Genomic DNA, 19491 nt, shown 5'->3' with positions numbered 1-19491 from the left:
GCAATATGAAAGCTGATTCTCAAAGGACTGACTTTTGCACGTTGAGCCATATGTTTCATTTGTCTTCTTAGAATATTATAGGCAATGAAGACCCCCCATAATTCTTGATAAATTAAATCAGGTTGCTTGCTCCTCAAATGCTTACCTTCCTGTAAATCACTTTTGATTTCTCGGTAACACATTTCTATTTCCCAGCGCTGGGCATAAAGCTTCGCCAAGCCTATCAGTGGATATGCCTTTGAATCCATTAATGAAGTGATATAACGTCTAATTTTCCCTGCCTGCTCAACTTCAATCAAACGCGCTTCCCAATATTCTCCTAATGATGGATTTAGCTTCCTGGCTCTAGCTGAAAGAGGCATTTTGATTTGAAAGTCATGCGGGGAATTACGTTTAATGATCTCATAGCGTAAATTATCTTTTGCTCTCATTAACCAATGACTGGCTTCTACTCGTGTTTGCCAGTCAATCAAGAAATCAGCAGAGAAATAGGCTCGATCAAACAAGGTAATACTATGCGATGGAGGACATAATCGATTTGCCAGTGTAAGTTCACCCTGATCCATGCTACCTATTTGGGCATCAATGATTTCATGGGTGCTGGTATTTACCAGGCAGGTTGCTCTCACTTGTGGATAAGGGGCTGCAGCGGTTTTACCCTTAGATGAGCCAAAGTGTTCAAAATTCTCGTCTGTATAAGGCATAGACCAAACCACCCCGTCAACAGCACATACACTAAGGCCATGAAAGTTTGAGTATTGCTGTTGGGATTCTTCAAACCAGGCTTGGCTGAGTAGAGAAAACAAGGTATTCAAGGGCTCTCGTCCTAAACGTTGTCGTGCTTGCACTGCTGCACTGGGGACACAATATTCTGTTGTACCAAACACAAGTTTTAGTTGCTCTACGACATACCCGATCGGTTGATCTCGAAATAGGGCAAGCCCAATTACCAGCCATACCACATGTTCGGCAGGTAATTTTCTTCTCCTGATAGAAGCCTTACCTGTTTGATGTAGGCTTTCTTTAATCCAGTTTAAATCAATGAGTTCACTGAAATGGCTGAGTGAAGGCAAAGAATGTTGAAGGGTGCAATCTAAATTTTCAGATAAAGTCATAAAAAAAATGAGCGTATTGGCATACACTCATTTTTACTACATTTTTCTAATGTCTGCTTAACTGACTGGCATTAACCCGAAGGTGGCTTTTTTAACTCTTATTCTTTCATGAAATGTGCAGAGATTTAGGCTTCAAGCTGACCATAGTCTTGCATCAAGCCAATAAACTGTTGTTCATTGATCACTGGAATACCAAGTTTTTCTGCTTTATCCAGTTTTGAGCCAGCTTTTTCACCCGCAACCACACATTTGGTTTTGCTGGATACACTGCCACTGACTCGTGCACCTAAGGCTTGCAATAACTGGGTTGCATCATCTCGTCCCATACTGCTTAAAGTCCCGGTGACCACCCAGCTTTCGCCGTTTAACGGCTGACGAGTCGGTGCGATCGGTGCATCCCAGTGAATACCGGCAGCCAGTAAACGATCCAGAACTTCCAGATTATGCGGTGCCTGAAAGAAATCCAGAATCCATTCCGCAGTGATATCACCTACATCCGGAGTTTTCTTTAAAGCCTCCAGATCGGCCTGACGCAAGGCATCCAGCGTCTGGAAAGTATTGGCCAGCATCCGCGCCGTAGTTTCACCCACCCCACGAATACCGAGTGCATAGATAAAAGCAGCCAGTGTGGTCTTTTTACTGTTTTCAATGGCATCCAAAAGATTCTGAACCGATTTGGCGCCCATCTTTTCAATACCGAGCAAAGTCTCACGATGTTCATGCAGATGGTAAATATCTGAGACATCTTTTAAAAGATTTAGATGTAGCAGTGACTCTACCCAGCGATCACCCAGCCCTTCGATATCCATAGCTTTACGCGAAACAAAGTGACGAATGGCCTCAATACGCTGCGCGGCACAATACAGCCCACCCGAACACCGTGCCAAGGCTTCGCCTTCCGGCATGACCACGGGTGAATCACAGACTGGGCATTGCTCAGGTAAATGCACTTCGACTGCATCAACCGGGCGAAATTCCGGCCAGACTTTTTCCACCTTAGGAATTACATCGCCACTACGATAAACACTGACGGTATCACCAATACGTACATCCAGACGGTGAATTTCGCCAATATTGTGCAGGGTTACATTAGATACTGTTACTCCGCCGACAGCGACTGGATTTAAACGCGCAACCGGCGTTAATGTTCCAGTACGACCGACTTGCCAATTAATATTTTCTACTGTGGTCAGTGCAGCCACTGCCGGAAATTTATAGGCGGTGGCCCAACGAGGTTCACGGCTCAGGAAACCAAGTTGTTGCTGCTGTTTTAGGTCATTGACCTTGATCACCATACCATCGATTTCAACACTGAGGCTGGCACGCTCATCAATAATCTGTTCATAGACCTTTTGCACGTCCTGAATACTGTCACAGATAAAGTGACGCTCGCCAACCGCAAAACCGAACTGATGTAACCATTCCAGACTGGCAGACATGGTGGTTTGACCATGATGCGGTACACACTGTGTAATCCCATAAGCATAAAAAGCCAATGGCCGCGAGGCAGCAATGTTCGGATCCAGCTGACGCAAACTTCCTGCCGCAGCATTACGCGGATTGGCAAAGGTCTTTTCACCTTTGGCAGCATTGGCAGCGTTCAATTTTTCAAAACCGGATTTCGGCATTAGCACTTCGCCGCGTACTTCCAGCAAATCGGGAATGATACCATTCACCGGAGATAAAAGTTTCGGCAGGTTGCGAATGGTTCTGACATTCTGGGTGATGTCTTCACCGGTTTCTCCATCGCCGCGCGTCACTCCACGCGTCAATACGCCATGCTCATACCAGAGTGAAATGGCCAGACCATCAAATTTCAGTTCAACATCATATTCAATTTTTTGATTTGGCAAACGTTCTTCAATACGGCGGGCAAAAGCCAGCAGATCTTCCTGATTAAAGACATTGCCTAATGACAGCATCGGCACGGCGTGTGTTACGGTCACAAATTTTGAAAGCGCCTGCCCACCCACTTTATCTGTCGGGCTATCGGACTGGATCAGGTCAGGATATTGTTGTTCTAAGGCTTTGAGCTGATGAAAGAGCTGATCATATTCACTGTCTTCAATGCTCGGTTGATCCATCACATAATAAGCATGGTTATGCTTGGCAAGCAGTTGAATCAGTTGACGCATTTGCGCAATGACAGTGGCATCTTGGGTCATAATTTCACCATAAAAAAGGGCGGAAAATCCGCCCTGTAGAATATTCAGCTTTTGGCTATTATAAAAATTGCAGTCTACAGATTCAACTTGGAGATTGAACAAAGCAGCCTTAAACTTCCGTCCCTTGTCCAGCACGATAATCAATTGCCTGATGGCGCCAGAATTCACGTAATTGTGGAGTAAATTCCTGTTGATTCTGGTCATAGACCAGACCGTCCACTTCACGGGCAATCAGACGTGAAATACTGTCCATGGTATCAAACGCATTTTGTACATCGCTATGCGGTAAAGCCAGGAAGAATGCCAAACCTTTCACTTCCTGCGTTGATAAGGTTTCCAGATCAAAGCCTTCCATTCCGGTATCGGTCATTTGCAATACCGAAAACAGCAGTTTTGAACCATCTTCACTATAACGGTGGAAACAGGCCAACTCACCATAACGCAGGCCATATTTCAATAAAACCTTCAAGGTTTTATCACCCGAAAGTACACGGCCTTGCGGATAGATATGCAAAGAAATAATGGTTTCAGCATTGGACAAAGCACTTTCTTCATCCACTATTTTTTGCTCATGCAGATGTGCATCCAGAATACTACTTTCATCATTAAATTCAGAAATTTCTGCTTTTTCGATGTTGCTGTTCAGGCTGAATTCAGGCATTTCTTCCTTGGTTTCAATCTGGCTATTCTTCTGTTCCGCTTCTACCTGTTGAACATCTGCTGCCGTGACTACCGACTTTTTCACTACTTCAGCTTCTGTTGACGGGGCAGCTACAGGAGTTTCGACTGCTTTTGGCTCAACCGGAGTTGATTCAGCCTTGCGAAAGGCGGAAGGCTTTTCAGGAGCCGGTTCATCTATACCCAAGCTTGGCTCGATACGATCAGATTCGACATCCTGTTGTGCCAACTGAGAACGTACATGCCTTGGAATGATCGGTGTCTGGCTATCCGGGTCGATATGCAGGTTGGCATCCAGTGAAGGTACAGCCTCTACAGGTTTTTTGAACAGCATTCTTATACCAAACAGCATAATCACAATTGCGATAACAATCCCGATAATGGTGGTGATTTCCATATTATACCTCCGCAGCTAGGCCGTATTCTTTTGCCTGTTCCAAATTAACTGTCACTAATTTTGATGTTCCCGGTTCAGGCATGGTTACACCTAAAAGATCAGTCGCCATCATCATTGCAAGTTTGTTATGGGTAATATAAATAAATTGCACGTGTTCAGAAAGCTCTTTGACTAAATTACAAAAGCGTCCCACATTGGCATCATCCAGCGGTGCATCGACTTCATCCAGTACGCAAAATGGTGCCGGATTTAAGCGAAAAATCGCGAATACCAATGCTAATGCAGTTAAAGCCTTTTCTCCACCCGAGAGTAAGGCCAATGAGCTGTTTCGCTTACCTGGTGGTCGGGCCATGAGTTTTACACCCGACTGCCAGCCATCTTCAAGGCTTAAACTCGCCTCACCGCCTTCAAACACTTTCGGGAACAGGTTTTGCAGTTCAGCATTGACCTGGTCAAACGTGTGCATAAACAGTTTACGGGTTTCCTGATCAATACTCTTCATCGCAGCCTGTAGCTGTTCAACCGTATTTTCCAGATCCTGCATCTGGTGACTCAGTTCCTCATAACGTTTTGATACTTCTTCATATTCTTCAGAAGCCGCCAGATTGACTGCACCGAGTTTATCAAACTGAGCCTGAGCTTTTTCCAGTTTCGCCTGATGTGCTTTAACATCAATATCGAGTCCGGAAATTACTTCACTATTCAACTCTTTCAGTTGTTCAGAATAATGCTGCAAATCAGATTTGGCAGCCTGCCAGGCCAGACGTTTTTCTTCCAGTGTAGTGCGGAGTTTTTCATCCTGCTGCTGGAAGCTGTGACGCTGTTCGGTCAGCTGCTGCTGTTTGCTCTGCACCTGATTTAATTCAACCTGCCAGTCGGCCCAGGTTTTTTGCAGCTTTTCAGTGATCTGCGCCTGTTCATTGAACTGGCTCTGTAAAGCAGGTAATTCCAACTGTACCGGATCGACAAACTTTTTGGCTTGTTCGATTTGTGCAGTAATTTGCTGAGACTGTTCTTTTAGGAAAACCTGATCTTTTTCCAGTAATTCAATCTGCTGCTGGCTTTGCACATTTTGCCGGCGCAACACTTCCAGTTCCTGCTGCGCTTGCTGATTGAGCTGCTGTGAGTCATCCAGCTGAGCACTCAATTCTTCTAGCTGGAATTGCAGGGTTTTATAATTTGGTAGCGCCTGTTCCAGTTTGATATTCAAGGCATGCAGATCAATTTCCAGATCATCTTTCTGCATGGCATCTTCTTCAAGCTGCTCATCCAGTTGTTGTAACTGATGCTGTAATTGCTGCTTTTGCAATGCGAAAGCCTGAGCACTACTTTGTACTTTGGCAATATTGACATCGAGTTGCTGCAGCTGCTTTTGGGTATGCTTGTGCTGCTCACTGATGCTTTGAATCCGGCTTTGCAAAGCTTTAACCTGATCGGTGAGTTCAGGTAACTGCTGCTCCAACTGCATAAACTTAGGTTCAAGTTCTGCAAGTTGCTGCTCGATTTCATCCAGACGGATTCGATGACTCAATGCACCTTGTCCGGCCTGACTAGCTTCATCATAGTCCAGTGCAATCATCCAATCCGCACCAACATGGTAGCCATCTAAACTCAGTAATGTCTGGCCTTGTAATAACTCAGTTTGAAGAGGCAATGCTTGCGCTAATGTATCTACGACCGCGACTTGTTGCCACAGTGAATAATGTGGAGATTCAATCCAATCGGCCAGACACATCGTATTGGCAATCTGAATTTTATTCTGAACAGCCTGTTGCTTTAACTGACGCGCACAATCTTCAAGGAAGTGCTCGCCCTCTGTCAAAATCTGGGCAGATAGCCATTTTGCCAGAAACTTTTCGATCAGGCTGGCATGTACCTTGCCTGCATCATTGAGCTTAAGTACATGCATCAGCTGTACCGCATCACTCTTGGCATTTGGCTTGGCTTTGGTCAGTAATTGACTCAGGTTTTTCTTTTCTGAATGAAGCACCTGAATTTCAGATTTGAGCTGCATCAAGCGCTGCTGATGGGTCGCCTGCTCTGCCTGAATCTGCTCGAATTGAGTTTTTAAATCTGTTAATTGAATTTCATAGTCAGCGATTTGCTGTTCAGCTTGGGCTTTGTCTGCCTGATACTGCTCCAGCTCATCTTGCTCCGCCTGTTGCTGAATCTGTGCACTTTGCTGTTGGAGCGTCTGTTTCTGCTGTTCAATCCGCTCAATATTCTTTGCCAGTTGCTCGCTTTGAGCCAACATCTGTAATTTACGCTGTTGCTGCTGTTCGACCTGGGTTTTGATCTGGGTAAATTGCGCTGCCACATTACTATGTTGAGCTTTGAGCTCAGTCAAGTTTTGGCTTTGCGCCTGACTCTGACCATCTTGCTGCTGCAACTGCGCCTGCTGATCTTCAAATTGCTGCTGTAAAGTATCGAGTTGCAGTTCAATCAACTGTAAACGCTCTTTAGTTTGGGCTTTTTGCTGTTCCAGTTTGACCAGACTGGTGGAATTTTGCTCTAGCAGAGACTGCTTTTGTTGCAGGGTCATTTCCAGTTCAGCCAGTTTTTTCTCGGCCTGTTGCCATTCACTTTGCAAAGGGGTGGATTGCTGAATCAGACGCTGAAACAGTTCACTTGTACTGCCTAAATCATGTTCAACGGTGGTCAGTTCGGAGCGCACCAGCTTAAAGTTTTCCCCGAGCGTATTCATCTCAAGGGTATATTCTTCCTGTAAACGCTGGCTTTGCTCACATTGAAAAGACAGAATTTCAATCTTGATGGTACGGATCTGCCCTTCCAGTTCTTTATATTGAATCGCACTTTCCGACTGACGTTTCAGGGTTTTTAGCTGAGATTTCAGTTCGGAGGCGATATCTTCCAGACGCGACAGGTTTTGTGTGGTGTGATCCAGATGCAGCATGGTTTCACGGCGACGCGCCTGATAGCGCGACACTCCGGCCGCTTCTTCAATATAGACCCGCATTTCATCGGGCTTGGCATCGACCAGACGGTTGATCATGCCCTGCTCGATAATCGCATAGGAACGCGGACCAAGACCGGTACCCAGGAAAATATCGGTAATATCACGACGACGGCATTTGCTGCCATTCAGGAAATATTCGGACTTGCCATCGCGGTTGACCTGACGGCGTACCGCCAGTTCGTTATAGGCATTATAAGCACCGCCCAGCTTGCCATAGGTATTGTCAAAGCGCAGTTCTACACTGGCCATGCCCACCGGTTTACGCTTGGCAGTTCCGGTAAAGATGACATCCTGCATGCTGCCACCACGCAACTGACGCGCACTGGACTCGCCCATGACCCAGCGTATGGCATCAATGACGTTGGATTTACCACAACCATTCGGTCCCACGACCGCAGTACGATTATCTTTAAAATGTAAAGTGGTACTGTCGGCAAAAGATTTAAAGCCTGAAAGTTTTAAACTGCTTAAACGCATAATGTCCTGATTTAACGTCGTGAGCGTCTGGCCCACGCGAGTTCAATTTGTTTCATCCGTGTCAGAGATTCCAACACAAGGTTGCGCAAGTGTCGACAAAAATCTTCCATAAATAAAGTGGCCTGATGGCTTTTTCGTATCAAAATTGCTTCAGTGACCAGTTTAAATAAGTCAAAAGATTCCTGTAACTCGCGTCTGGAAATATTCAGGGTCAGAAAATAGCTCCGACGCAAAGAAGGCAGCAGTTCCTGATAGTAGCGCATCAGATAAGGATTCCCGACCATCTCATGCTGCTGGGCCATGCCCTGAAAGATCAGATCATAAAACTTTTCAGTGTGTCCTTGGCGGGTTTCTGCTTCCAATTGCTCTAATAATAGCTGAATGCGCTCAGCTTCATGCACCCGCCAGGTTTCCGCCATACGATGCACCATCTGCCCGAGCAATAACGAGGTCATGTCAAATAAGGCACGCACCTGCAAGGCGGACATTTCCGAGACAATCGCCCCACGGCGCGGGAAAATTTCAATCAGCTGGGTGCGTTCCAGCAAAAGCAGGGCTTCACGAACCGAACCCCGACTGACATCAAGCTCCGAGGCAATCCTGAGCTCCTGTATACGTTCGCCTTCGACCAGTTCACCGCGGATAATCTGTTCGCTAATGTGCTTGGCAATCTGCTCAGACAAACTCTGCGCTTGTTCTAATGGCATACCGTTCCTGTCTTTATTTTTATGGATACTGGTTTAGCCCTTTATTTGGACTATGTTGCTATTAAACGGGTTTTTATCCATAAATACTTTGACATTGTCAGACAATCTTATGTCTATATAGCCAACTCAAGGCCATAAAAAAGGAGAATAGTCATCTATTCTCCTTATACGGTAAATCACTTCAACCTAAAAGGTTTAAATCAAGCCATAAAACCTTGATAAATAAAATACAGGCCGACGGTAGTCAGTAGTGCAGCAAAACATTTTTTTAATACGGCCGGTGAAAGCAGATGTGCCACTTTTGCCCCCAGCTTGGCCGTGAAAAAACTCATCATGCTGATCCCGATAAAGGCATAAATATGAATATAGCCAATGGTATTTGGTACGGTAACCTGCGCCTGTTTACCAAACCAGATAAAACCCAGCGCACCTGCGACTGCAATTGGCAATCCACAAGCCGCAGAGGTCGCTACGGCTTTTTGCATCACGATTCCGCAGCGATTCAGAAATGGGACGGTCAGACTTCCCCCGCCAATCCCAAAGATCGCCGATGCCACACCGATTCCACCACCTGCAGCAATTTGTACCGGGGTTGAAGGCAATTTTTGATTCGGATCAATCTGGATATGCGCTCCCTTGAACATTCTAAATGCCACCCAGACCGCAAAGAAGCCAATCATTAACTGCAAACCCTGACCAGATAAATAATCGGCAATCCCCGCACCTAGGAAAGAACCGATAATCAGACCTGGCGCCAGATTACGAAACACAGGCCATAGTACTGCCCCTCGCTGATGATGCGCCATCACCGAACTGATAGAAGTCACAATAATCGTTGCCAAGGAAGTGCCCACCGCCATATGCATAATCACGCTGGGATCGTACTGAAGCTGGGTAAAAACAATGTACAGGATCGGCACAATAATCAAACCACCACCGACCCCAAACAGGCCTGCGGTGAATCCGGCAATTGCACCAATCAATAAATATATGATTAACTCCATAACGATATTTACCACGTTTAGATTCAAATGGATGTAGAAACTCGTGAACTGCAACAACGATTAAGCGATGCAGGCCAACTCCCGGAAGTATTACTCATCAAACCGATTACCACATCGACCAATGATGATGTACGCGAATTGGCAACGAAGGGGGTGCAGCAGGTTCTGGTGTGCAGTCATGTGCAGACCCAAGGCCGTGGACAGCGTCAACGTCAGTGGATTTCACCTGAAGGGAACATCTATTTAAGCACATTGCTGCATACACAAAAACCCATCGATGGTCGTCTGGCGCTAGAAATTGCGTTAAATATCCTGCAAATGCCCAGTCTAAAAGGCCTGGAATTACAGGTGAAATGGCCGAATGACCTGTATAGCCTGCACGGAAAATGGGGCGGCATTCTGGTCGAGCCGATTTCATCTACACAGGTGGTGGTCGGTGTAGGTTTAAATATCGATCCTCTGCTCACTGACCTTCCAGATCAGCAGGTTAGCTCCTTGAACGAGTTGGGATTATCACATACCTCAAGAGTCGAGCTGATTGCCCAGTTATATCTGGCGATTCAGCAAGCCGGGCAATGGTTTAATTATGGCAGTCAAAACCTGGCGGCGCGTTTCAATCGATCGGCTGCATTTATGCAACAAACGGTTGAATTTACTGACGTGCAAGGGCAATATTCCGGTACTTTTCTCGGGATTCAGGATGATGGTGCAGTCAAGATTTTGACCGATCAGGGAATCCAGACCTTTTATCAGGGACAGCTCCGCCTTCAACACGGTGGATGAACAGGCATACAGCAATGAAAAAATTATGGTTGGATATCGGCAATACCCGGCTTAAATACTGGATTACCGAGCATGATCAGATTATTGAACAGGCAGCAGAATTACATTTACAGTCCCCTGCTGATTTGTTACTTGGCCTGATCCAGCATTTCAAAGCGCTGGGCTTGCATCAGGTAGGTCTATCCTCTGTCCAAGATAAAATCAATAATGAGCGCATTCTCAGCATTTTAGAAAGCCTGCATATTCCAGTGATTTTTGCTCAAGTACAGGCAGAATATGCCGGTCTGATCTGTGGCTATGATGAACCTTCGCAACTGGGGATTGACCGCTGGTTACAGGTACTTGCAGTGGCGACGCAAACGCATGAAAATTATTGTGTGATTAGTTGCGGTACGGCGCTGACCATTGATCTGGCGCAAGGACAACAACATTTGGGTGGATTTATTCTGCCAAATCTATACTTGCAGCGTGACTCCCTAATTCAGAATACCAAAGGCATTAAAATTCCGGATGCCGCTTTTTCTGAACTCAATCCTGGACGCAATACCATCGATGCGGTACATCATGGCATCCTACTTGGTCTGCTGAGTATCATCGAAAAAGTATTGCGTGATTTCCCTGCACAGTTGGTTTTAACTGGTGGAGATGCGCCGCTGTTTGCGCAACATCTCGCTCAGTATCAGCCCCGGATTGAACCGGATCTTTTGCTTAAAGGCCTGCAGCATTTTGCAGCTCATTTGCCAGACACTGTTTGATAATGTCCAGCAATTGCGGAAAATCGGCAAAGCCATCGGACTTGTTGAAATGCCCGGCTTTTTTGATCTCAAAAATTTGTGCATTCAAGCTATGTGCTAAACGCAAGGAAATCGGTGCAGGCACATAGGGATCATTACTGGAGATCAGCATCACCGCACGTTTATAGCTATACGGCAAGTTTTTCAGATCGAGTCGCACAGCCTGCAGTATTTTATTCAGTTCTGACCAGGCCACCAGCGGTGTATCAAAGGCCGAGACCAGAATGATGCCGCCGATCTTGTGTTGCTGCTGAATATAATGTTCCTGTAAAAATTTTAAAACACTGACGCAACTCAGGCCATGTGCAACTAAAAAGGTATGTTCATCCATGTGCGGAATGTGCAGTTTCAGATTCTGCTGCCACTCTTCTAAATCAGGCTGAAAGGGGTTGGCCAGCATAATCCGCTTGGACTCAAAACCGGCATTTTTAAGCTGGCGACTCAGCCAAGGATACCAGTGATCATTGGAGTTCGCCTGATAATCAGGGACGATATAGACTTTTTTTATTATATTTTTCATAGTGATTTACTTATTATCATTGAACGCAAATTGCGTCGACAAAAAATTAGTTTTAACCAGTCTGGAGATGGAATTCAAGTGCCTTTTTGAACACCATCTCATGTTAAACTTTAAAATTTAGCGAATACAACAACATGCTTAAACTTCGGATTTAATCAGATAAGGCTTGATCACTTTCCAGAGTTCCGGCAGATCAGTACAACCTTGAGAATCAATAAAATGCCCATGGTGCTTGGCATTCACCACAATGGCATCCAGACTGTCCGCCTGTTCCAGACTAAATTCAGGCGCAACCCGATCATCGCCTTCAGAATAGATCACTACACGCTCTGCAATCTGCTGTTTGAGTAAATCAAAATCGATCTCAGCAGCATCAATAAAAGGATTTACTTCATCCAGGCGACCCAATCGACCATTAAATCCCGCGATCAGTACCAGTTGCTGAATTTTCTGCTGTTTTAATTCTCTGGATAAGTAATGCAATGCGGCCACAGTTCCCAAGCTATGTGCGATAAAGATACTGTCCTCGTCAATTGCATCAATCTGTTCACGCATTTGCTGATCCCAGGTGTCCAGTGTCGGTGTAGGCGATGGATCCAGCCGGAGTACTTTTAAACTGACATTTTCCTGTTGGGCTTTTTCCTGAATCCATGGATACCAATTTTCTTCCGGGCTTGCAGTATAACCATGTACGACAATTACTTGGTTCATTTGAAATTTCTCTTTATTTTGTGCTGATATTCCCGAGTCTGCCTGATTGGATTTTTATTTTGGGTAAGTAAATGTTGTTTTGTTTAAACCAGTTTGACCATTTATTCGCAATAAAAAAAGGCGCATATTGCGCCTTTTTTTAAAATAAAACTTATTTCTTGTCGTTGCCGCCGAACAATGGACCCATACCACCGCCGCCGCCAAACTGTTTCTGCAAGCCGCCAAGTGATTTCATCATTTTCGCCATACCCGATGGATTGGCAAATTTTTTCATCATCTTGGCCATTTGGGCATGTTGCTTGATCAGCTTGTTGACTTCTGCCACTTCCATACCACAACCTGCTGCGATACGTTTTTTACGGCTTGGGTTCATCAAGTCCGGGTTACGGCGCTCTTTGATAGTCATCGACTGGATAATCGCTTCCATTTTCTTGACCTGCTTTTCAGGATTGGCTTGCGCCAACGCATCTTGCAGACCGGCATTGCTCATGCCAGGAAGTTTGTCCAGGAAGCCCATCATGCCGCCCATCTTGTTCATCTGCTCAAACTGCATCAGCATGTCTTCAAAGTTGAAGCTGCCGCCTTTTTGCAGTTTTTTCGCCATTTTTTCGGCTTTTTCTTTGTCGACCTTGCGTTCAAGTTCTTCGACCAAAGAAAGTACATCACCCATACCGAGAATACGCTGTGCGACACGCTCAGGATGGAATGGCTCCAAGGCATCGAGTTTCTCACCCATACCCAAGAATTTGATTGGCTTACCGGTAATCGCACGCACTGACAATGCCGCACCACCGCGCGCATCACCATCAGTTTTGGTCAGAATCACACCAGTTAAAGGCAAGGCATCGTTGAATGCTTTAGCGGTGTTTGCCGCATCCTGACCAGTCATGGCATCGACCACGAACAGGGTTTCAGTCGGGTTAATCGCTGCATGCAGCTCTTTGATTTCACCCATCATGTCATCATCGATATGCAAACGACCTGCCGTATCGACAATCAGCACATCGGCAAACTGGATTTTTGCCTGTTCAATCGCACGATTCACAATCGTAATCGGTTTTTCGTCTGCGCTGGATTCCAGGAAAATCGCACCGACTTCACCCGCGACAGTCTGTAACTGTTTGATCGCAGCCGGACGATATACGTCGGCAGAGACCATCGCGACTTTTTTCTTTTGACGTTCTTGTAAGAAGCGTGCAAGTTTTGCTGCAGTTGTTGTTTTACCTGCACCCTGCAGGCCTGCCAGCAGGACAACCACAGGTGGTTTTGCAGCGAGGTCGAGGCTTTCATTGGCCTCGCCCATCATTTTGGTCAATTCGTCATGAACGATTTTGACAAAAGCCTGCCCAGGAGATAACTGAGTCATCACTTCCTGGCCCAATGCTTCTTCCTTAACTTTCGCGATGAATTCACGAGTTACAGGTAATGCAACATCGGCCTCAAGAAGCGCCATACGCACTTCACGTAACGTATCTTTAATATTGTCTTCGGTTAGCTGCCCTGAGCCAGTAACATTTCTTAAACTCTGCGTGAGTCGTTCTGTTAAGGTATCAAACATTGCAAAATCCGCTTAAAATAGCCATGAGCAAAAAATTGTTTCTTAAAATAGAAAATTTATGCATAGAATGCTATAGGATACTGTAGTTCGCAGCGAATTTATATAAATGAATATTCATCACCCTTAAAAAGGTTTGACATGGTTAGCCTCCCCTTGGTTTATACGATCTTAGCATTAGTCGCTTATACCGCTTCCTTCTGGTATCTGTTCATTCATTTAATGTCTAAACGTGCTCCTAATCAATGGTTTGTCTCGCTAACTGCACTGCTTGGCCTGAGCCTGCATGCACTGGTTTTATATGGCGATATGCATACCTCGCTAGGCATCAATTATGATGTCTTTGCCCTGTTTTCTTTTACCTCCGGTCTAATGCTATTACTCAGCATTATTTACAGTACTTATCGTCCAATTATTGCCCTGAATCTGATCGGAATTCCAGTAGCTGCCACAGGTTTGATCCTCGGCTTTGCGTTTACTCAGCCTGCAAAAATCATCGCACAAAACTCTTTGGGTCTGGATATTCATATTATTTTGTCTTTGTCTGCTTATGCAGTATTGCTCATGGCAACCATTCAGGCCGTAATTTTACGTTTTCAGGATCGTGAGCTGAAAAAGAAGCAGAAACGCCGGGTCTGGGTCAGTTTGCTACCCTCTTATCAGGACATGGAATCGCTCCTGTTTGATATGCTGATGACCGGTTTTGTTTTACTTACCCTCGCTTTGGGCTTTGGCTTTTTCACCATCGACAATTTCTTCGCCCAGCATCTGGCACATAAAACTGCGTTCAGTATTATTTCCTGGCTGGTTTACGGTTCACTATTAATCGGACACTGGAAGTTTGGCTGGCGTGGCCAGAAAGCCGTGCGCTTTACTCTGCTCGGTTTTGGCTTGCTGGCACTGGGTTTTATTGGGTCTAAATTTGTGCTGGAAATGATTCTAGGGCGATAATTCTGAGCCTTGAAATATTCAATCCATTGTCCAATAAACAGGCTTTAGCTTGAATATTCTTTAAACGGTTATACGCCCCGCACGCACTGATAATGGCCAGCGAATGACTCTAGGCAATTCTGGACCTTCCCATTGTGGCAATAAGGCATCTGCCAGTACATTCAGTGGATTATGTCCAAGTGCTTTAGTGGCAGCTTTCACGGCCGACAAAGTACTCATATAACCAATTAACTGATAAAAGTTCCATTCAACCTCTAATACAGGTGGTTGAATCACAATTTCCTGAAATGGAAATGGTAGATTTTTATATCCTTCATCTACATGGCGACGTTCAGGCGGCCAGTACGGTGCAAGCGTCACCTCATAAAAATGCTTAAAGTAATGATTCAGATGTGGCTCATCCACACTGAACACGCCATAGCTAATTAAAGCCAGAATGGCATTGGGCCGGGCAATACGGCGAACTTCTGCATAAAACTTTTCCAGATCGAGCCAATGCGCTGCTTGAGCCACCGCAATCAGATCAATACTCTGGTCAACACACGGGATCTCTTCAGCGAATGCCTGACCATACTGAATTTTTGGATGCGGTTTGGCCTGGGCAAGCTGTTCACTACTTGCATCAATTGCCATCACCTGATCGAAGTAATTCGCCAAAACCTCTGAAAGCTGTCCAGAACCACAGCCGACATCTACAGCCAATTTAGTACCTGGTGACAGCTCTGCCAATAGCTTTCCCAATGCATCCGGATAATGCGGACGAAACAAGGCATAGTCCTGTGACTGCTGGGAGAAATGATCTTTAAATTCCCTATTTTCCATATATGCTTTCCAGACCAGTTTTATTTCAGTCTAAATAGCCGGTCAGGGAATGCAGTTGGAATTTGGTTTCATTCACTTCCTGTTTTTAAAATGCAGAATTCATTCAATGAATAGAATCATGTTCTTGACTTAGTCATTCAAGCTATTCTGCTTGATCTGATACTCTGCCTTGAAGGCTTTATAGCTCAGCCGGTCTGCGGAGACTTCTGTTAACGGACTGACCTCCTGCATTGAGGACAAGCAGCGCTCGGTCAGCTGAATATATTCTTGCGTCCCTTTGCTTTTCCAGGCGATTTCTTTGGCTTCCAGGGGACGGATGACCCGCGCCGGACTACCGAGCACCAATGAATTTTCCGGAATTTGAGCTTTAGCTTTAACCGTGCTATTGGCACCGATAATGGTATTTTCACCAATTTCGGCTTCATCCAGAATTACGCTGTTCATGCCCACCAGTACATTTTTGCGAATGATACAGCCATGTAAAATCGCGCCATGTCCGATATGACCATATTCTTCGACCAGCGTGACGCTACCGGGAAAGCCATGAATGGTACAGGAATCCTGAACATTGGCATTTTTCTGGATGTGAATCCCGCCAAAGTCGGCTCTTAAAGTTGCGAAAGGCCCGATATATACGCCCTCTTCAATCACCACATCCCCGATCAGAACGGCTTGTGGATGTACATAAGCACGAGGGCTGACCACAGGAATCACACCATCAATGGCATAACACGGCATTATTTTATTCCTTTAAAAATGCAGAATTAGATTAGCTGACGGCTTCCAGTCGCAAACCGCCAAAGCGTTTATAGAATTGTGGATGTACCGGCGGCATCGAACCTTCCGAAGTTCGGGCGATCTCCATAAAGAATTCATCCCCTGCCGCAACCACGGTTTGATATAAATTACTGCTCAGATTACGGGCATTCAGGGAAAGCCAGTTGGATGGCAATAATTCAAAAGGCAGATTTGGATCTTTTAATAAAATCCGGCGGAATTGATGAATCAGTAAAATTCGCAACTGAAAGGCCTGAACCGGATCCAGCTCATCTTCCTGTTCCACCAGATGAAAGAATTCCCGGAAATCTGCAATGAATTTTTCATAGCGCTGATGCAGCTCCTGTACCGGCCAGTTGGTGGCGACCATGCGTTTCACGGTTGGGTAGGATTCCTGCCAGAGCTGTAAGGTTTCAGCCTTAAATACCACGACTTGGTCGGTCATTTTCAAGTTCAGCAGCAGGTTTTGCAGTTTCTGGTGATCACAGCCCGGATAGGCCATGACATTAGTGGCGATATTGGCAAAGCCCAGCCATTCCAGTTCTTTTTTCAGAACCAGTTTATTTTCCAGTTCCACTGAACTGAGCAGCACCAGATCCCACTTCTGATCCCATTCGGTATGCTGAAAACTGTAAATTTTTTGATCCGCCATAATAAAACGCTGGCGGCTGCTTTCGGTTACGCGATAATAACTGGTGCGACCAATTTTCTCAGACATCAGCCAGCCATTTTGGACCAGACGAAATACGGCAGTCCGTACCGATCGTTCATTAAATCCGAAGACATCCATGAGCTGAATTAGACTGGCCAGACTGATAATGCCACCCCGGTGAAAAATACAGTCACCAAAGATGGTCATGATTAATGAGGTTCCGCTGAGTGCTTCAGTTTGAATAAAGTCATCAATTATTTGTTTTAATTTCGGATTCATTGCGTTTAACTTTACCTTATAGAAACTGGATGATAGACCATTTGGCTATCATCCAATAGTACTTCATGCAGACTTGCGGATATCAAACACGCGCTGTGCCTTGCCTTCAGAGCGTGGCAGACTCCCTTCAGGTAACACTTCGACACTCACGGTGATTCCGACCATGGTTTTAATCTGGCTTTTCAGCTGAGTTGCCAACTGGTGCGCCATAATGTCACTGCTATCTTTACGCATTTCGGTACGGATATGCAATGTATCCAGATGTCCCTGTTTGCAAATCTGGATCTGATAGTTCGGAATCAGTTGCTGGATCTGTAAAATCTGCTCTTCAATCTGTGATGGGAAGACATTGACCCCACGAATAATCATCATGTCATCACTACGGCCGACAATCTTGTCCATACGGCGCATGGTGCGTGCCGTGCCTGGCAATAAACGGGTCAGGTCACGGGTACGGTAACGGATTACCGGCATGCCTTCTTTAGTAATGGTGGTAAAGACCAGTTCACCCAGTTCGCCATCTGGCAGCACTTCGCCAGTTTCCGGATGGATAATTTCAGGATAGAAATGATCTTCCCAGATGGTTGGGCCATCTTTAGATTCCAGACATTCCATCGCCACGCCCGGTCCCATGACTTCTGACAGACCATAAATATCTAGGGCATCAATGCCCAGACGCTCTTCAATTTCCTTGCGCATTTCATTGGTCCATGGCTCTGCACCAAAGACGCCGGTTTTAATCGAACAGTTTTTGGCTGTGCCAAATTTCTTCTCAAGCGCTTCAATAATGTTCAGGCAGTAAGATGGCGTAACCATCAGTGCTGTCGGTTTAAAGTCATGAATCAGTTGCGCCTGTTTATCGGTTTGTCCGCCAGACATTGGAATCACGGTTGCACCCAAACGCTCAACGCCATAATGCGCGCCTAGACCGCCCGTAAACAGACCATAACCATAAGACACCTGAATGATATCTTTGCTGCTCAAGCCGGCTGCACGCAGGGAACGCGCCACCACGTCTGACCAGACATTAATATCATTTTGGGTATAACCCACTACGGTCGGCTGACCGGTGGTGCCAGAAGATGCGTGCACACGTACAATCTGTTCCTGTGGAACAGCGAACATACCAAACGGATAGTTATCACGTAAATCCTGTTTGGTGGTAAACGGGAATTTGGCCAGATCTTCCAGAGAGTTAAAATCGTCTGGATGCACGCCAGCATCATCGAATTTCTTTTTATAAACCGGGCTATTCTGATAAGCATGTTGCAACGTCTTTTTCATACGCTGTAGCTGAACACTGCGTAACTCATCAACCGATACTTTTTCAATTTTTTCCATTGCATTGTTATTCATATTCTGGTGGTGTTTCAAAAAGTATGCTGAAAAAAAGCAGGTTGGATTTTGATAAAATAGAGAAATGCGAATAACTCTAGAAATCAAGTGTCCAGCCTGCCTAAGTGACAGTATAAAGAAAAATGGCACAAAAGTAGATGGTAAGCAAAATTACCAATGTAAAATATGCAGACGTCAATTTATTGGTGATCATGCTCTCAGTTATCAAGGCTGTCACTCAGGTATCAAAACCAAAATATTACACCTCATGGTGCGAGGCAGTGGTGTCAGGGATATAGCAGAAATTGAAAGAGTAAGTATCGGTAAAGTTCTACGGACACTTAGCCAATCAAAATATCAACTTCGAGCACAGCAAAGTCATTATGAAACCCTTGAAGTAGATGAGTTTTGGACTTTTGTTGGTCATAAGCAAAATAAACAATGGCTAATTTATGCCTATCATCGAGAAACAGGTGAAATTGTTGCTTATGTATGGGGTAACCGAGATTTAGCCACTGCAAAACGACTTAAATTAAAATTGAAGCAGTTAGGTGTAAGCTATACATGTATATCAAGTGACCATTGGGATAGCTTTGTTACGACCTTTAAAGAATGCAAACAGTTGATTGGTAAATTTTTCACTGTGGGTATAGAAGGCAATAATTGTCGATTACGGCATCGAATCAGGCGAGGCTTTAGGAGAAGCTGCAACTTCTCCAAAAAGCTTGAAAATCATTTCAAAGCCTTTGATTTAGTGTTCTTTTATATCAATAATGGATTCGTTTAATGCCA

At 45.2% G+C, this 19491-nt stretch carries 17 protein-coding genes; 4 read left to right on the top strand and 13 right to left on the bottom strand.

Going from position 1 to position 19491, the window contains the following annotated elements:
* From F893_RS05820 to F893_RS05795, 6 genes are all read right to left on the bottom strand, one after another.
* On the bottom strand, window positions 1-1115 hold a 1115-nt coding region (locus tag F893_RS05820), incomplete at its 3' end, for an IS4 family transposase (protein WP_005249728.1).
* Window positions 1116-1240: 125 nt separating this feature from the next.
* A complete protein-coding gene (gene ligA, locus F893_RS05815; RefSeq protein ID WP_034436323.1) occupies window positions 1241-3280 on the bottom strand; it encodes an NAD-dependent DNA ligase LigA in 2040 nt (679 codons plus the stop codon).
* A 109-nt stretch (window positions 3281-3389) separates the two neighbouring features.
* Complete coding sequence (locus tag F893_RS05810; RefSeq protein WP_005251067.1) at window positions 3390-4355, bottom strand: cell division protein ZipA C-terminal FtsZ-binding domain-containing protein; 966 nt, start codon at window positions 4353-4355, stop codon at window positions 3390-3392.
* 1 nt (window position 4356) lies between these two features.
* Window positions 4357-7809: a chromosome segregation protein SMC gene (gene smc / locus F893_RS05805; RefSeq protein WP_005251063.1), complete on the bottom strand. Its 3453-nt coding sequence runs from the start codon at window positions 7807-7809 to the stop codon at window positions 4357-4359.
* An 11-nt stretch (window positions 7810-7820) separates the two neighbouring features.
* A complete protein-coding gene (locus F893_RS05800) occupies window positions 7821-8516 on the bottom strand; it encodes a GntR family transcriptional regulator (protein WP_004730660.1) in 696 nt (231 codons plus the stop codon).
* Window positions 8517-8716: 200 nt separating this feature from the next.
* Window positions 8717-9520 carry a sulfite exporter TauE/SafE family protein gene (locus tag F893_RS05795; protein WP_005107741.1) on the bottom strand — a complete coding sequence of 268 codons (804 nt, stop codon included), beginning with the start codon at window positions 9518-9520 and terminating at the stop codon, window positions 8717-8719.
* Between the two features lie 27 nt (window positions 9521-9547).
* Here F893_RS05795 and F893_RS05790 point away from each other — a divergent pair, with 27 nt between their 5' ends.
* Window positions 9548-10303 carry a biotin--[acetyl-CoA-carboxylase] ligase gene (locus F893_RS05790; RefSeq protein WP_004646072.1) on the top strand — a complete coding sequence of 252 codons (756 nt, stop codon included), beginning with the start codon at window positions 9548-9550 and terminating at the stop codon, window positions 10301-10303.
* Window positions 10304-10317: 14 nt separating this feature from the next.
* Window positions 10318-11058 carry a type III pantothenate kinase gene (locus F893_RS05785; protein WP_004646071.1) on the top strand — a complete coding sequence of 247 codons (741 nt, stop codon included), beginning with the start codon at window positions 10318-10320 and terminating at the stop codon, window positions 11056-11058.
* On the opposite strand, the gene F893_RS05780 is transcribed toward F893_RS05785, so the two are convergent.
* The 3 genes from F893_RS05780 to ffh all read right to left on the bottom strand — a co-directional run bounded on the left by F893_RS05780 (window position 11012) and on the right by ffh (window position 13886).
* A complete protein-coding gene (locus F893_RS05780) occupies window positions 11012-11617 on the bottom strand; it encodes an RBBP9/YdeN family alpha/beta hydrolase (protein WP_004646070.1) in 606 nt (201 codons plus the stop codon). The two genes, F893_RS05785 and F893_RS05780, sit on opposite strands and share 47 nt — an antisense overlap.
* Before the next feature lie 138 nt (window positions 11618-11755).
* Window positions 11756-12328, bottom strand: coding sequence for an RBBP9/YdeN family alpha/beta hydrolase (locus tag F893_RS05775; RefSeq protein ID WP_004646069.1), 573 nt, complete (start codon window positions 12326-12328; stop codon window positions 11756-11758).
* Between the two features lie 151 nt (window positions 12329-12479).
* Window positions 12480-13886: a signal recognition particle protein gene (gene ffh, locus F893_RS05770; RefSeq protein WP_004279196.1), complete on the bottom strand. Its 1407-nt coding sequence runs from the start codon at window positions 13884-13886 to the stop codon at window positions 12480-12482.
* Between the two features lie 138 nt (window positions 13887-14024).
* On the opposite strand from ffh, the gene F893_RS05765 reads away from it, so the two are divergent.
* Window positions 14025-14834, top strand: a complete 810-nt coding sequence (locus F893_RS05765; protein WP_004646068.1) for a cytochrome C assembly family protein — start codon at window positions 14025-14027, stop codon at window positions 14832-14834.
* A 60-nt stretch (window positions 14835-14894) separates the two neighbouring features.
* Here F893_RS05765 and F893_RS05760 read toward each other — a convergent pair whose 3' ends face one another.
* From F893_RS05760 to paaK, 4 genes are all read right to left on the bottom strand, one after another.
* Window positions 14895-15656: a class I SAM-dependent methyltransferase gene (locus F893_RS05760; RefSeq protein WP_005251061.1), complete on the bottom strand. Its 762-nt coding sequence runs from the start codon at window positions 15654-15656 to the stop codon at window positions 14895-14897.
* A gap of 129 nt (window positions 15657-15785) precedes the next feature.
* Window positions 15786-16394 (bottom strand): DapH/DapD/GlmU-related protein, encoded by a 609-nt coding sequence (locus F893_RS05755; protein WP_005251058.1) that lies wholly within the window; start codon window positions 16392-16394, stop codon window positions 15786-15788.
* A 31-nt stretch (window positions 16395-16425) separates the two neighbouring features.
* On the bottom strand, window positions 16426-17364 hold the full coding sequence (gene paaX / locus F893_RS05750) for a phenylacetic acid degradation operon negative regulatory protein PaaX (RefSeq protein ID WP_004279192.1): 939 nt from the start codon (window positions 17362-17364) through the stop codon (window positions 16426-16428).
* A 63-nt stretch (window positions 17365-17427) separates the two neighbouring features.
* Complete coding sequence (gene paaK, locus F893_RS05745; RefSeq protein WP_004279191.1) at window positions 17428-18720, bottom strand: phenylacetate--CoA ligase PaaK; 1293 nt, start codon at window positions 18718-18720, stop codon at window positions 17428-17430.
* Between the two features lie 64 nt (window positions 18721-18784).
* Here paaK and F893_RS05740 point away from each other — a divergent pair, with 64 nt between their 5' ends.
* Window positions 18785-19486: an IS1 family transposase gene (locus F893_RS05740; RefSeq protein ID WP_004282341.1), complete on the top strand. Its 702-nt coding sequence runs from the start codon at window positions 18785-18787 to the stop codon at window positions 19484-19486.
* Window positions 19487-19491 lie beyond the last annotated feature (5 nt).

Source organism: Acinetobacter sp. CIP 102136 (assembly GCF_000369685.1).
Classification (GTDB): domain Bacteria; phylum Pseudomonadota; class Gammaproteobacteria; order Pseudomonadales; family Moraxellaceae; genus Acinetobacter; species Acinetobacter fasciculus.
Note: the sequence above shows the minus strand (reverse complement) of the source record. Positions and strands in the feature narration are given on the sequence as shown.